Here is a 15,140-nt window from a genome sequence, read left to right as displayed (position 1 = left end):
CGCTGCCATTTTTTTCATACTCACCCATCGAAATCGACACCCTCTCGCCGCAGGATTTCCTGCATCGGTATCAGTTCCTTGCCATAGTGTTGCCACTTGTTCACGGAGGTTAGGTAGACCGGCTGTCTTACCTGAGCGGCACTGGCTGTGGCTGTTCCCGTATGGTCCCGATAATAGGAATCAAGAATCCCATCACTCCAGGCAAGATCACAGGCCTGATACAGGTTCCGGCCCTCGCGTGCCAACTCCGCGACCAGCCTCTCATAGTGAACGTCGATCACACGCTCGGGAAATATCTGTTTCCAGTGGTGCATGAGTTTCCGGTAGCCACAGTAATATTCCGCCATCTCTGCCTGATCATAAGAAAATGGATAGGCGCTTTTGAACAGAGTTTTATAAATGGCAAAGCAGGTATCCATCGGGTTCCTGCACAGGTGAACAATCTTCGCCCCGGGCAGCGCCCGGGCAATCCAGCCGAGATAGAGAAAATTCATCGGATTCTTGTCGATGATCCGGCGGCCCCCAGCCAGTTGCGCGCGCGCTTTCAACTGTCGGACATAGGCAGAACCAACCTCGGCAATATTCAGATCTCCGGCGGCATCAAGAATTGGATTCTGTCCATCACGGCCCTCGCTGGCCCTCCGTGCCTCAAGCAATAATGTGCGGGCAAAGGTATCCGGCTCACCCGCAGAAACCACATCGCCAGCGGCACAAAGCACGCGGTCCAGAAGCGTGGAGCCAGTGCGCGGCATACCGAGGATGAAGATGATTTCCTGCCCCAGCGATTCGGGAACCGATGGCTGATCCAGAAAATTTGTATCAAACGCATCCGTAATGCCCTGCATCACGGAGAGATCGCGATCCAACTCGTAATCAATGCCAGATCTGCGCGCGCCGCACCCAAGCTGCAGCGCATCGAAACTCGCAGAATACTCTCCGAGATCCTCATACTCTTTCGCCAGTGCAAAATGCAGTTGTACTTTCGCAACCTGGGGAAGGTCCGCTCGAGCCAGTCGCTGCTGAAGCTCTCGCACATGATTGTGATCAGGTGTCTGCTTGCGCAGATCCGAGCGATTTTTGTAGGCCTCCCAGTCATCCGGATTCAGCGCGAGCACGCGGTCATACAATGCTTCGGCACGCTCGAGTTTCCCCATGGCGCGGTTTGCCGCCGCGCAATTGAACAACAACAACGGGTCATCTGGCCGTTCGCGCAAAGCGGCTTCAAAGGCCTGAAGCGCACTCCCGTGAGATTCGCACAAGGTAAGCAAGTAACCCAGTTGGGATAGCAACGCCAGATCGAGCTGTTCCACTGGCGCGAGGTCCGCAGACTGAAGTACACGCAGCGCCCCCGCCAAATCTCCCTCGCGCACGAAAGCGGTTGCCAGGTGCAGCTGTATCGGACGACGCCGTTCGACACTTTCGGGAAATAACCCCAGTGCCTGCTGCAGCTGATCTCTGGCCGCGGAAAACTGACCGCAACCGATCAGGATATCCGCATACAGACGCCGACCACTGGCAAACCCCGGCGAACAATCAATAACCGCCTTGGCAGCGTCCTGCGCCGCAGCCAATTTTCCCTTGCGAAACAGTTCACGGGCCTTGGTGTAGGCTCGCTTCGCTTCACTGCTTGGCTCAGAACTAAATTCAATCTTCGGCTGCATAATCACTGCTGTTATAACGGAAAAATTGAATGGCCAGTTTACCGATATCTCCCCAATAAAAAAGCCGGCCAAAAGGCCGGCTAAGTGCCACACAGTGAAGCAACAATGAACCCTTAGAAGTGGTAGCGTCCGGAAACACCCAGGGTGCGCGGCAGGCTTATGTAGTCTTTGGACGAGTTGCCGTAGAAGTTCTCTGCCGGGTCCGTGCCCATATGAGCCTCGGTCAGGGCGCCGGTCACACCATCTTCGTTGAAGAGGTTTTTCGCATACAGGGTGGCGTCCCAGGACTCGGCTACCAGAGTGCTGCTCAAATTCCACAGCTGGAAAGCGTCAAACTCAGCCGCCGTTCTTCCTGTACCGATGGCGTTGGAGGTTTCGGACTGATAGTAACCGTTCAGGCGGCTGACCAGGGTGTAGCTGCCGACCTCTGTAGTGTGATCCATGGAAACCGACAGCGTATGCTCGGCGGTTCCCGGCAGCGCCGCCCCTGACTCGGCCACAATGAACTCTCCGGTGACACCACTGCCTCCGAAGTTGCCATAGGGCTGGTAGAAGTCCGCGGTCAATTCTGCATCAACGAACGCGTAGCCGAGGCTGTAACCGATGCTTTCGGTCAGGTCACCCTGCAGCTCCACCTCCAGCCCCTGGGTTCTCGCCTCATCACCATTGACCGCGGCAAAGAAGCCCCAGTTCGCGGTCGAGGTATTGAGCTGGGGATCACTCCAGTCCATGCGGAACAGCGACACGGTATAGCGCAGCGTATCCGTTGCACCTTTTACACCGAGCTCGTAGTTCATCACCTGGTCCGAGCCGTACTGCAGGTAGTCCGGGCTTTCCGCGAACCCCCCGGTCAAGGGCACCGCATTGGCGCCGCCGCGGCGATAGCCCTCGGAGACCGTTGCGTACAGCATGGTGTCCGCGCTCATATCCCAGGACACATTGGCTTTCAGCAGGGTGTCATTTTCTTTGGTGGTGAAGCTTGCGCGGGTATCTTCCTCCGGCTCCGGCCAGATGGGCAGCTGCAGTACACTGTCATTGGTGAGCTCATTGTCGAAATGACGCAGCCCCAGGGTCATGCGGAAAGTGTCTGAGAAATTGAACGTGGTTTCCCCGAAGATCGCCGCATCGGTAAAACTCTGGTTGCGGCGGAAGTAGAAATCCTGGTCCTGTACATTGGCGCCATAGAATGCGAAGTCTTCGGCAACACTATCGCCAACACCCCAGGCTGACGGAGCCTCGGCTGCCCACGCCGCCCAGCCCGGCATATAACTGTTCTGGCCAGCCTTGCTCTCCTGGTCCATGTAGAATAAGCCCGCGACCCAATCCACAAACTGATCGCCATTGGAAACCAGGCGGATTTCCTGAACCAGGGCGCTGTCGTCGTAGAAGCGTTCGGCTTTTGCCAGCGGTCTCGGCGAACCACCGTAGTAGGCAGCGAACCAGTCGTTCTGTGCGTAGAAACCGGAGTTGTCACTGATGGCGATGCCATCGTGGGAATAGCTGGAGGTACTGGAAGTAAAGGTCGCGAACCCCATATCCAGTGATATTTCCAGTGCGGTCAGCGATACGTCGCGCTCGGAAGGCTCCAGTGTCACCGCGCCGTTTTCATAGTCATCGTAGAAGGCTTCCTCTCCGCTGACCCAGTTGGTGCCACGGGTAACCTGTCGGCGGCCACCGATTTCGTCACTCTGCATCTGGTGGGAAAGCTGCATACTCAGTTGATCGTTCGGCTCGATCAGCAGGGACGCGCGGGCGTACGTAATATCGACGGTATCGGCGTCTTGCACACTGCGGAATAGCGGGGCGCCGTTGGCAATGTCACCGCCCTCGGCCACAGGGGCGCCCTGCGCGTCGAGTACGTACACATTGGTGTAATCGACAATACCGTCGTTGTCGATCATGCCCGCCGAAGCGCGCAGCGCCGCTTTGTCACCCAGCGGAATATTCACCAGCGCATCCGCGCTGAAGTTGTTGCCAGCCGAGCCTTCTGTCTGGCTGACACTGCTGCCGACTTTTGCTTCAAAACCTTCCATTGAAGGTTTCTTCATGATGTAGCGGACGGTGCCTGCGAGGGAACCGGAGCCGTAAAGCGTACCCTGTGGGCCGCGCAATACTTCCACGCGCTCAATATCCTTGAGGATAAAGTTGCCATACAGCGGTGTATCGTCCACGTAGGTTGCTACCGTGGGCACTGCCGATAGGGGAACATCACCGTTTGCGCCGCTATCGACGTTCATACCGCGGATAATGACACCATTGACGGTACCGGAATTCCGGTAACCGCGATCGACAACCGTCAGCCCAGGAACGCTGCGCATCATTTCTGCGGCATCGGTAATCTGGCCGGCTTCCAGCTCATCACCGGCAACGGCTGAAATGTTGTAGGGAATATCCTGCACACTCTGTGAGCGGCGCGTCGCGGTAACGATGACTTCCTCAATCATTTCGGTACTTTGCGCCTGCACCAATTGCGGAATGGCGAACAAGGTACCGGCGGATACGCTCGCAACAGCACTGGCCAGAATGGACTTGCTGAACCCCTGCTTGATTGGTTGTTTCATATTGCCCTCTGCTAGGTTTGGATCTCTTATTCTCGGGTTTCTCTGCTGGCCAGAACGCGCCGGCTGTTGTTGTAATTGGTTTTTATAACTGGACCCTGGCCCATACCTAGTGCCAGTTAGTCTATATCGACTGGTCCAGTTTTGCGGTAGTGAACATTCATCCTGTGAAAGTGAATTTATTTCAGGCCCGTGTTATTCCGGCACCTTGAGCTCACCGAGCTGCTCCAGTGCCGGTGATACGGCGCCGGGTTCGTACTGGGGATAGTGCACCCGGCCATCGCGAAAGCTTTTTAGCGTCTGCCCCAGGCCTTTCATCCCGCGCTCGCGCACCTGGGTAACTTTTTCCACATTTACCTCGAAAGCTACAATTTCTTCCTCAACCGAGGCCTCGTGAATGGTTTCACCTTCCGGGCCTACGATGATTGAGCGGCCCACACCCTGAGCGCCCGCGGAATTCACATCGACGATATAGCACTGGTTCATCGCTGCACTGGCGCGCACCATGGACAGTTCATCCAGGCGATCGATGGTGTCGGTCTTGGTCGGGTGGATGATGACTTCTGCCCCCAGCCATACCATGGCGCGGGTGGTTTCCGGGAACCACATGTCATAGCAGATCGATACACCGAAGCGGCCGATTTCCGGCACATCGAACACCACGAACTGATCGCCGGCAGTCACACCTTTCTCATAGGGCAGAAAAGGATAGATCTTGCGATAGCGGGCAATCACTTCGCCTTCCGGGTTGATTACCGGGGTGGTATTGAACACCGCACTGCCACACTTCTCGTACATGGAACCCGGAATTAGCCAGATACCCAGTTCACGTGCAGCGTGACAGAAGGCTTCCTCCTCCGGAGACGGCAGTTCTCGGGCATGTTGCGCACCCACACCGCGTAGCGCCAACTCGCTCAGTACAATCATCTTCACCCAGGGGTAGCGCAACTTCGTGCGCTGGATTTTCTGCAGTAGCAGTTCCAGGTTGTCCGTCTCGTCAAGCTTCAGTTGCAGCGCGGCGATCCCGAAACTCCGGGATACGAAATTACTGGTTTTGCTACTCATCACACCGATTCCTGATTGCGCATTTTGTTTCTTATTGCCTGGGGCCATACTGGCCCAATCGGCAGAGTGGCTATAGGGCCAGATTTGAACCTGACATGAGTCCACAGCGCGTTTCGCGACTCAACAGCGTGTTCTGGAGCGGAGAGCCGGCATTTGGCCCCAACGCCGATGCCAATCTGGCACTATGGCTGGCCATGTAATAGGTTAGCGTTGGTCCGGGAGCTGGCCACTGATGCAACCAGCACTAACTGACAAGAACAATCCAATAAAGAGTCACCGGAGCAGGCATGCAAGAACCAGCCAACAGCGCAGCAACTGAAATCCCAGCCGCCCTTGCCGACGATGGTGGCACTCGCCCTGCTGCGGTCAGCAACGGCTGGGCGGCGAGTATATTTCTCGCCTTTCTGTCTTCGGCCGGCCTGTACTATGTAAATATCTTTCCGGTCATTGTGGATGCGCTGATGGCAGGCGCCGGCCTGAGTGCGGAGCAGGCGGGACAGATTACCTTTGCCAATACCATAGGCGCGGTGATCGGGGCCTTTATCGTTTCCTGGTTGATCCGCCATATCCCTCGCTGGAAACGCGCTGCAGCCATTCTTCTGTGCTGTTCCATTGGCATGGATGTATTGACCATTCAGCTGGCAAATCTGGATCTGCTGATCCCCTTGCGACTGGTACACGGTATTCTCGGCGGTGCGCTGGTAGGCCTGGGCTTTGCGGCGATTGCCCGCAGTGGTATCGCGGGAAGGAGTTACAGCATGGTGCTGCTGGTTCAATACACTGGCGGGGCTATCGGCGTGGGGTTCCTGCCTGCGCTGGTGGCAGAGCACGGCACTTATGTTCCATTCTTTGCACTGATTACATTCAGTGCCATCACCCTGTGCATGCTGCCGCTGATTGCCGATTACCCACTGCCGACGGAAGCGGAAAGCCGTTCGCATAAGGAAAATGCAACACCGTTACCCATGCTTCCCATCATAGTCACACTGGTTGCACTGTTCTGCTTCCAGTTCGCGAACATGGCCCTGTTTGCATTTATTTTCGATCTCGGAAAAACTTTCGAGCTACCACTCGGCTTTATCAGCCAGACTCTGTTCTGGGCTAACCTGATCGCCATCGGCGGCGCTGCGCTGGCCGCGGTCACCGGGCAAAAATACCCACTGGCCAAGCCGCTGGCGGCCGCGCTGGTAATTACGTTGCTGGGTTTGCTACTGTTCGCATACAGCGATATTCGCCCGGTCTTTATCCTTGCGAACGTGGTAACCGGTATGACCTGGGCATTCTGCGTGCCCTATTTCCTGACCATGGCTGCACGCTTCGACAGCGCGGGGCAGATGGGAGCGTTTGGTGGTTTTGCATCCAAGCTTGGGTTGGCGTGTGGGCCGCTGTTTGCCGGGTATTTTATTACCGGCGGCGGTAGCTATACCCAGCTGATCATCCTGACCGTTGTGGTATTGGCTATCTGCATGGTCGCGATTCCAGCCGCCGCGCGGCTGGACCACGCCTCAACAAATTAAGGCCCGGCAAATTTACTCGTTGGCAATGATCGCCGCATCGATCAGCTTACCGGTTTCATTGAACCACTTGATCCGGTGACCATCGGTTACCACATGGAAGCTCGCTCTGCGGCCATAGGACCAGGTGCGCCACTGGCGCACCCACTGGTCGCCGTCGAGCCACCAGCGACCGGTGTCGGTCTCGTCCATCTCCACATCATTGCGGGAGTAACCGAGCATGGTGCCGTCGGGTTTGAGTTCAATGCGATATGATTCTCCCAAGGTATTCGTACCCAGGAAAATCGCTCCGGGCATTTCACTCTGCAATTCTTTTGCACTCAGGCGCCGACCGCTCGCGATGTCCAGGGTTTCCTCTTCCGCCTGAAGCTCTCCGTTAATCAGTTGCGCCAGCACCCGCACACCCCCCTCGATTCTATCTGCGTCGATGGCAGAAAAACCGAGGCGCACAGCACTTCCATCACTAACCGGCTCCAGCAGCAACCCATTCCGTTCCGCACTAATCTGTAACTGCGTCCCGTCCATGTGCTCTGGCAATTCCAGCCAGCAGGCGGTGCCGCAGCTGGCACGCCGAACTTTCAACTTGGGGAGGTGATACATCAGCGCTTCGCCCAATGCGATCCAACGCTCTTTCAACTGCTGAGTAATCTTGAACAGTGCCGCATCCAGGTGCCCGGCTGCGACAAACTTTGCCAACAGGCGCTGATTTAGCGTAGGCACGCGCTCGCGCTGTGTGTAGCGCAACGCACGCAATCTCTGGATTACCGGTTTGGGGGCAACCATAAAAGCCAGTTGCATACCGGGATCGATGACCTTGGGGAACTGGTAAAGGTAAATAACCGGGCTACCGCCCTCCATACTTTTCAGGGGCGGCAGTGGGTTGCCGTGGTAACAGAAGTCGTGATCGCAGTCGTTTTCGATAATCACAGCCTGCTGCTCACGGGCCTGCTTCAGCAGCCGTCGGCGCCGTTCCAGGCTGCTGGTAACAGCGGTGGGGTTATGTACATTGGGCTGCAGGTAAATACAGTCAGCAGCTTTCAGGTTATCGTCCAGTTGCGGCCCATCCGCATCCTGGGTGAGCGGCAATATCTGCGCACCGGTGCGACGGAAAATTTCCCCGGTCTCACCAGCCGCCGGGTGCACCAGCGCAAGTTTACGTTGACTGCCAAGTAATAGTTCGCCCAGCAGATAACAGGCTTGCTCCATGCCACTGGTTAACAGTATCTGGCCCGGGTCGACATAGATACCGCGGCGGGGCAACAGGCGAGTACAGATTTGTTCAACCAGGTGACGATCATCCTCGTTATTACCCAGGGTAGCCCACTGGGCCACTTCCCTCGCGGTAAAGATATCCCGGGTACACTCCCGCCACTCCGCGCCGGGATACAGGCGCGGGTCGTATTCATTACTGACAAACGGATAGGGGTATTGCAGCCAATTGGCCGGACGGGCCTGCAGGGCACGGCGGCTGACCGAGACCGGATTGCAGTGGCTGCGCCAGTAGTTGCGGTCATCTTCATCTCGCTGAGGCCCACCCGCACTGTGGCTGATAAGTCCCTGCTGAGATACGGTTTCACTGACGTAAAAGCCGCTGCGTTCGCGGGTGACCATAAATCCGTCATCCACCAGCTGCTGGTAAGCGAGCACCACCGTGTTGCGAGCAACCCCAAGCTGTTCGGCCATGCGTCGTGATGACGGCATTTTATGTCCGGCGGGAATGCTCCCAGACAGAATACCCTGGATCAGTTTTTCACGAATCTGCTGCTGCAGACTTTTTTCCGCAGAGGAGTCGAGAACGATCAGTGCTTCGCTCATGTTTGGCTCGTTATAATTTGTTATCGCCGCCTAAATGGGATTCAACCGCTGAGGCAGTTTGCCGCGGGGCTGAGGGACATTCAAGGGCGGGCGCCAGTCCAGTAACGCCAGCCCCGCACAGAGAACCTGGCGATCGCCAGTCAGGTATGCGTTTTATGTGCCAATTTACGTAAGCGGAACGCGAGCCAGACCAAAATGATGCCGAAAGCGATGGCATAGCCGCCGATCAGCCATAATAGAGCGAGAGCGCCGGCACCGGGATTTACAAGCAGTACCAGCCCGAAAATTACCGACATGAACCCTGCGAAGATCAACAACCACTCGTGATCGATTTCCTTGCGCAGACGCACCGCACCGATAATCTCGAATATGCCCCGCACCAGCGCCCATGCACCGATAAAGATCACGAGCACCAGCGCGGTTACCTGTGGATAGATAAAGGTGACGATACCCGCGGCAATACCTGTGATACCGACGAACAACAGCCACCACAGGGATGAACGACTGACCTGGCCACGCCCGGTAATCGCCCCGTAAATGGCCACAGCGCCATCCATCAGCGAGTAAACACCAAACAGGATAACCAGGCTCAGCAGGGAAATACCTGGCCAGAGAAAAGTGAGCACACCGAAAAGGATGGCGAAGAGGCCGCGCACCAGCGCCACCCACCAGTTGTCCGCCAAGGCGCGCAATAGCGGTCGGGTAGAAAGGTAATTGGAGGATGGATTCAGATCGTTCTCTGTGGCCATAGCTCGCTCCGGGCTAATTACATTCGCGGGAGCGGAAGTTTTAGTCTCTACAGACACAGAAAACGAGTTTATTTTTCCGGAAAGAGTAGCCCGGTCGAGCTATCAAACGCCCTGCAGGTACTCCGCCACATGGCGATACAGACGGCTGCACGCATCCGGCACCAGTTTCTCGACATTCATGAACGCGTGGATCATATCGTCGAAGTGCAGGTGCTCCGCATTGGCGCCACCCTCGCGCACCTTGCGGACATATTCCACGCCCTCATCGCGCAGCGCGCAGAACTCTGCAGTGACTACCAGGCTGGCCGGCAGCTTGCGGGTAAACTCGCCATGCAGTGGAGAAACCTGTAACGGGTTTTCCGCACGCTTCAGGTAATTCTCGAAGTACCAGTGAATCTTTTCCTTCTCCAGCAGGTAGCCGCGGCCGTTTTCCTCGATGGACGGCGTCTGCATGGTGTAGTCCAGGCTCGGATAAATAAGCACCTGGGCTTCGATGCAATGGGGCTGATGCTGTAACAGTCGGCTCGCAGATGCGCACAGGGCGCCGCCACCGGAATCGCCCATCAGGATCCAGCGTCCGTTGTGGGCAATATTTTTTCTATCGAGCGCCGCGCCCAGATTGCGCACCACACTGAGCAGATCGTTGAGTGCTGCGGGATAGGGATTTTCCGGAGCCAGGCGATATTCCACCGAGATCAGGGTGCGCCCACAGGCCTCGGCGAAGCGGCGACAAATGGGATCGTAGACGGACACGCTGCCCGCCATATGGCCGCCGCCGTGACAGTAAATGATGGCCGCGCCGTCGCACTTTTCCTGCGACTGCGCATTTGGCTGATAGATGCGCACCGGCACCGGGTATTCCCCTCCGTGCACCAGGGTTTCACACACCGGCATTTCCGGACCCGGCTCGACAAAGTTTGCCGTCAGATTGGCGAGGCTTTCCCGCGCGGAAATCGGGGTGGGCTCAAAACCGGCTTTCTTTAGTTGCGCGACCTGGGCATTGACTGCAACCAGCCATTCCGCGAGTTTGTGATCAAGCTGCCGCATTTTCTGCCTCCAGGTTTTCCGCTTCGATTTTTTTGCCGCTCTCCGGCAGCAGGAAAGAGAAGATAAACAGTGACGCCGAGCAGGCCACGGCAAAGTAGGCTGCACTGGCGGGTTCGCCGGTGGCGTCAGCTAGCAATCCGGCACCGTACATCAATACGGTTTCCACCCCGTAAGAAATGGACCAGAACATGGCAAAGGTGACGGTAATCCTCGCCGGTGTCATACCCGGCAACTCCTGCGGCAGAGTAACCAAGGCGGTCATTGGCAGGAACATGCAGAAGCCGGCGAGTGCGGCGGCGGAGTAGGCAATGATCGGATCGCGGCTGGTGACCATGAGTGCGGCAAAACCCACCAGCGCCAGGCCCGCGTAGCGCAGCACCGGCAGACGCAGTGCATAGCGCTTGGTGATGATGATACCGGCCACGGTACCCACCATGCCCGCGGCGATCATCACTGCAGAGAGATCGCTGCTCGCCACCGCAAACCCGTCGATCAGCGGGAACAGCGCGAACACCGCGATATAACAGAACAGCACGCCGCAATACGCCAGCGGCAGCCACCAGTTAAAGCCTTGCTTGATGCCCTGCTTGAAACCGTATTTTTCATCCGGCTTGTTACCGCCACCAGACAGCGAGAAATTTTCTGCACTGAGCCACCACAGCACCCCCAGCGCCAGCACCATCACCCCATACAGCACAACCACCGATTGCCAGCTGCCAAGCCAGGTGAGCAGGGTAGTGGTGGACAGCAGCGCGAGCAGGTTGCCGGTATTGAATGCAGCGGCGTTGATACCGTTGATCAGGGGACGTTCCTCAGCGGAAAAATAGTGCAGCACCACCGGCGCGAAGTAGACGATGGCGAGCGCACCACCAAGTCCCAGGGCCAAGCGTGACAGCAGCCAGCCACCGTAGCTACCGGCGAGGGCACCGAGGCCGCCGGCGGCAATCAGGATAATCGCAAGGGCAAAGGCGCGCTTGGCGCCGAGACGCATCAGCAGCGCGGCGGCGGCGAGGTTGCCTACGATCTTGGCGAGGGTGATGACGTTGCTGCCCCAGGTGGCATTGGCAAAGCCTTCCTCACCAAACGACGCCTGAATCGCCGGCGTGAGAATGGCGCCGGAGACCCAGCTCGCCGCGAACAGCGCGTAGGCACTGAACATCAGTATTTCCAACAGGTATTTTTTCATCGCTCTGATACCACTTCTTATTATTCCGGATATTACGCTTCAGACTGCGCGTGAACACGTCCCCTGCCTATACGACCTTGGTCGCATCGGCAGCGCGGATACTCTGCTGCAGCAGGGCGCGCAGGGCTGCGGGCCGCAGGGGCTTCTGCAGGAATTGCCAGCCGGCCTGCTGCGCGCGGGTTTTTACCGTATTGGTGTTTTCTGCGGAGATAATCACGCAGGGCACATCGCCATCCCAGCGTTCCAGCAACTCCGCCGCAAGGTCGATGCCGTTATCGCCATCGTCCAGGTGGAAATCCATCAACAGCAGTTCCGGCTCCGGCGCTGCCAGCGCCTCAGCCCGATTCTGGGCACAGTGTACGGTGCAGCCCCAGCCACCCAGTAACGCGGCCATGGCCTCGAGGATGGCGGGCTCGTTATCCACACACAGAACCTGGAGGTCCAGCGCAACACCGCGCCCGCTGCCCCGCTTGACCCGGCGCAGGGCATCCACCCGCGCCGTGGCGCGGGGCAGGCGTACCCGGAACACACTGCCGCGACCGGGCACCGAGGCGAGTGCGATGGGCGCATTGAGCAGGCGACACAGGCGCTCCACGGTGGCGAGGCCGAGGCCGTAGCCGTGCTGTCGCTGGCTTGAAGAATCCTTCGGCGTGAGACGGCAGAACTCGCGGAAAATCGCCTGCTGCTGATCCGGCGCAATGCCCTCACCGGTATCCCACACCTCCAGGGAAACGCCGTCGCCCCTGCGGCGGGCACCGATCAGGACACCGCCCTCGCGGGTATATTTCACTGCATTGTCCAGCAGGTTCTGCACCACGCGCCGCAGCATTTTTTCATCGCTCTGCACCCACAGGTGACTGCGCCGATAACGCAGGCGTATGCCGCGGCTTTCTGCCCCCAGGCGCGCCTGGGCCACGGCGTCGTCGAGGATGCTGTCGAGGGGCACCGGCGCGAAGCTGGGCTTGATATCTCCCGCGTCCATACGCGCGATCTGCAGCATATCGGTGATCAGGGTTTCCGCCGCGGCCAGCGCGCTGTCTGCGCGGGTGAGCAACTGGCGACTGTTGTCTTCCAGCGGGTGTGCGGCCAGTGCATCGATAAACAGGCGACTGGCATTGAGCGGTTGCACCAGGTCGTGACTGGCGGCGGCGAGGAATCGGGTCTTGCCGGCACTGGCTTCCTGCAGCTCGTGGTTCAGGGTCTGCAACTCGTCATTCACGCTCTCCAGCTCGGCGGTGCGATGGGCCACCTTGTGCTCGAGGGAGTTGCGGATATCGGTGAGCTCCGCCAGCGCGCGCTGGTAGTCGGATACATCGGTATAGGTGGTTACAAAACCGCCGCCGGGCAGAGGATTGCCGCGAATTTCCAGCACCGTGCCGTCGGTGCGGTTGCGCTGCACCCGGTAGGCGGTGCCGTTGCGCAGGTGCTCCACGCGCTTGTTCACATGGTCTTCCACCACACCGGGACCGCACTCACCGCGGCTCGCGTTGTAGCGCACCAGCTCCGCCACCGGGCGGCCCACGTAAATCATCTCCGGCGGATAGTGGAACAGCTCCAGATAGCGGCGGTTCCAGGCCACGAGATTGAGGTTGGCATCCACCACCGAGATGCCCTGATCGATATTGTCGATGCTGCTCTGCAGGAGTCCGCGCCCGAACTGGTAGATATCCGATGCCTGGTCCAGTTGCTGGGCGGCGATCTCCGGTTCACTCAGCTGGCGCACCAGGCGCCGGGCACTGGTACTGCCGACGATACCGGCGAGGATTTTCTCCACCGCATCGCGGAACTGCTCCGCCGAGGCACGCGGTTTTTTCGGCTCGCTGCTTTCGAGCACCGGCGCCAGTGCGCGGTCCGCGGCGTCCTCACCCACGAAACGCGCCAGCAGCTGGCGCAGACGCGCGCGATCCACCGGTGCCACTTCCGCAACGGCACTGCCCGGCAGCCAGCGCTGCTGCAACAGGGAACAGGCAATCAGCGCGGCGGCATTGATACCCAGGCCGAATACACAGGCGATGGAGAGCGGGCTCCAGGCGAGCCCCAGTGCACCGGCAATCCAGTCCTCACCGCCCAGGGCTGACGGCAGTGCAGACAGCGCCCACACCAGGGTGCCCAGCAGCAGTCCTGTCACCACACCCGCGGCGCGCAATCGCGGCCAACGCGCGGGCCAGGTGACCGCCGCAATCATCGCCGGCGCCAGCTGTGCCGCCAGCGCCAGGGACAGGAGACCAAAGGTACCGAGGCTGACCCCGGAGCCAATCAGTTCGCTGACGCCGAAGGCCGCCAGCATCAACAGCCCAATAATGACCCGTCGCACCCGCCGCAGGTCGCTCCCCAGGGCCACTCCCGCCGGGCGCTGCTGCAGGCGCTTCAACCACCAGGGCACAATCATGGTATTGGCAATCATGGTGGACAGGGCGATGGTGGCAATGATCACCATGCTGGAACCGGCGGACAGACCGCCGACGAAGGCCAGCAGCGCCAGCCACGGGATGCCGCTTTCCAGTGGTACCCCGAGAACAAAGCGCTCCGCATTGGTGTAGTTCTCCGGCAGCCACAGCATGCCGCCGTAACCCACCGCCAGCACCGCAAGCGAGACCAGGGCCAGATACAGCGGAATCAACTTGCGCACCGGGCCGATATCCCGCTCGTCGTCGCTCTCGATCATCAGGATATGGAACTGACGGGGCAGGCAGAAAATGGCCGCCATCCCCAGTATCACCACCGCCAGATAGCCGGTGTCGCCGGGACGTGCCTCGGCGATCGCAGCGACTTTTTCACTCGCCAGTGCCGCGCGGGTCAGATCCGCTGCGCCATCGAACGCGCTGTACACCACAAACCAGGCCACGGCGATCAGCGCACCGATCTTCACAAGCGCCTCGAAGGCCACCGCCAGCAACATACCATTGCGGTGCACACTGCTGTCGATATGGCGGGTGCCGAACAGCACCGCAAACAGTCCCAGGGTGACACTCACCACCCCGGTCACCACCGAGGCGCTGATGCCCCGGTCCTCCACGTTCTGGGCCAGTAGCAGAAAGCTGTCCGCCACCGCGCGCAGCTGCAGGGACAGATAGGGCACGATGGCCACCACCGCGAGCAGGGCTACCACCGCCGCGAGCCACTGGGAGCCGCCGTACTGGGCGCTGATAAAGTCCGCGATGGAGGTGGATCCCTGCTGCTTGGAGAGGCGCACAAAGCGCATCAGCAGGGGGGCGCCGAAGACCAGCATCAGGCTGGCGCCGACAAAGGTGGGCGGCAGCAGCCAGCCCTCGGTCACCGCCTGGGCGGGCACGCCGAAAAACATCCAGGCACTGGTATAGGTCCCGGCCAGGGCGAGCAACAGGGGCTTTAGCGGACGGATACGCCCGGCCGGCAGCCGGTCACCCCAGAAGGCGATGGCAAACAGCAGCAGCAGATAGATCAGGCCCACGGCGGCCAGCAGGGAGAGACTGAACAATTGGCGCCTCATTCATTATTTTGGTTATTATTGAAAGCCTACCCTAACGGCTGTTTTTTGTCCTGCTCTGACTACGACCCGGGCTTCA

9 protein-coding genes are annotated in these 15,140 nt (G+C 59.0%); 1 reads left to right on the top strand and 8 read right to left on the bottom strand.

The window, feature by feature from the left end; genetic code table 11:
• Positions 1-20: 20 nt before the first annotated feature.
• The 3 genes from HUW35_RS08030 to HUW35_RS08020 form a co-directional block, all read right to left on the bottom strand.
• Complete coding sequence (locus tag HUW35_RS08030) at positions 21-1,661, bottom strand: sulfotransferase (protein ID WP_181255063.1); 1,641 nt, start codon at positions 1,659-1,661, stop codon at positions 21-23.
• A 113-nt stretch (positions 1,662-1,774) separates the two neighbouring features.
• Positions 1,775-4,222, bottom strand: a complete 2,448-nt coding sequence (locus HUW35_RS08025) for a TonB-dependent receptor (protein WP_181255062.1) — start codon at positions 4,220-4,222, stop codon at positions 1,775-1,777.
• A 192-nt stretch (positions 4,223-4,414) separates the two neighbouring features.
• Positions 4,415-5,284 (bottom strand): carbon-nitrogen hydrolase family protein, encoded by an 870-nt coding sequence (locus HUW35_RS08020; protein ID WP_181255061.1) that lies wholly within the window; start codon positions 5,282-5,284, stop codon positions 4,415-4,417.
• A gap of 287 nt (positions 5,285-5,571) precedes the next feature.
• Here HUW35_RS08020 and HUW35_RS08015 point away from each other — a divergent pair, with 287 nt between their 5' ends.
• A complete protein-coding gene (locus HUW35_RS08015; RefSeq protein ID WP_181255060.1) occupies positions 5,572-6,801 on the top strand; it encodes an MFS transporter in 1,230 nt (409 codons plus the stop codon).
• Positions 6,802-6,813: 12 nt separating this feature from the next.
• Here HUW35_RS08015 and HUW35_RS08010 read toward each other — a convergent pair whose 3' ends face one another.
• The 5 genes from HUW35_RS08010 to HUW35_RS07990 all read right to left on the bottom strand — a co-directional run bounded on the left by HUW35_RS08010 (position 6,814) and on the right by HUW35_RS07990 (position 15,064).
• Positions 6,814-8,613: a PLP-dependent aminotransferase family protein gene (locus HUW35_RS08010; RefSeq protein ID WP_181255059.1), complete on the bottom strand. Its 1,800-nt coding sequence runs from the start codon at positions 8,611-8,613 to the stop codon at positions 6,814-6,816.
• Between the two features lie 140 nt (positions 8,614-8,753).
• The gene (locus HUW35_RS08005; RefSeq protein WP_181255058.1) at positions 8,754-9,362 is read right to left on the bottom strand and encodes an HdeD family acid-resistance protein; all 609 of its coding nucleotides are present in this window, start codon (positions 9,360-9,362) and stop codon (positions 8,754-8,756) included.
• A gap of 102 nt (positions 9,363-9,464) precedes the next feature.
• Complete coding sequence (locus HUW35_RS08000) at positions 9,465-10,409, bottom strand: alpha/beta hydrolase (protein WP_181255057.1); 945 nt, start codon at positions 10,407-10,409, stop codon at positions 9,465-9,467.
• Positions 10,396-11,595 (bottom strand): MFS transporter, encoded by a 1,200-nt coding sequence (locus HUW35_RS07995; protein ID WP_181255056.1) that lies wholly within the window; start codon positions 11,593-11,595, stop codon positions 10,396-10,398. The genes HUW35_RS08000 and HUW35_RS07995 overlap by 14 nt, the downstream gene beginning before the upstream one ends.
• Positions 11,596-11,662: 67 nt before the next feature.
• Entirely contained in the window at positions 11,663-15,064 is a 3,402-nt protein-coding gene (locus HUW35_RS07990; protein ID WP_181255055.1) for a PAS domain-containing hybrid sensor histidine kinase/response regulator, read from the bottom strand.
• Between the last annotated feature and the right edge of the window lie 76 nt (positions 15,065-15,140).

Origin of the sequence: Microbulbifer sp. YPW1 (assembly GCF_013367775.1) — a bacterium.
Taxonomy (GTDB): Bacteria; Pseudomonadota; Gammaproteobacteria; order Pseudomonadales; family Cellvibrionaceae; genus Microbulbifer.
This window is presented reverse-complemented; position numbering and strand designations above follow the sequence as displayed.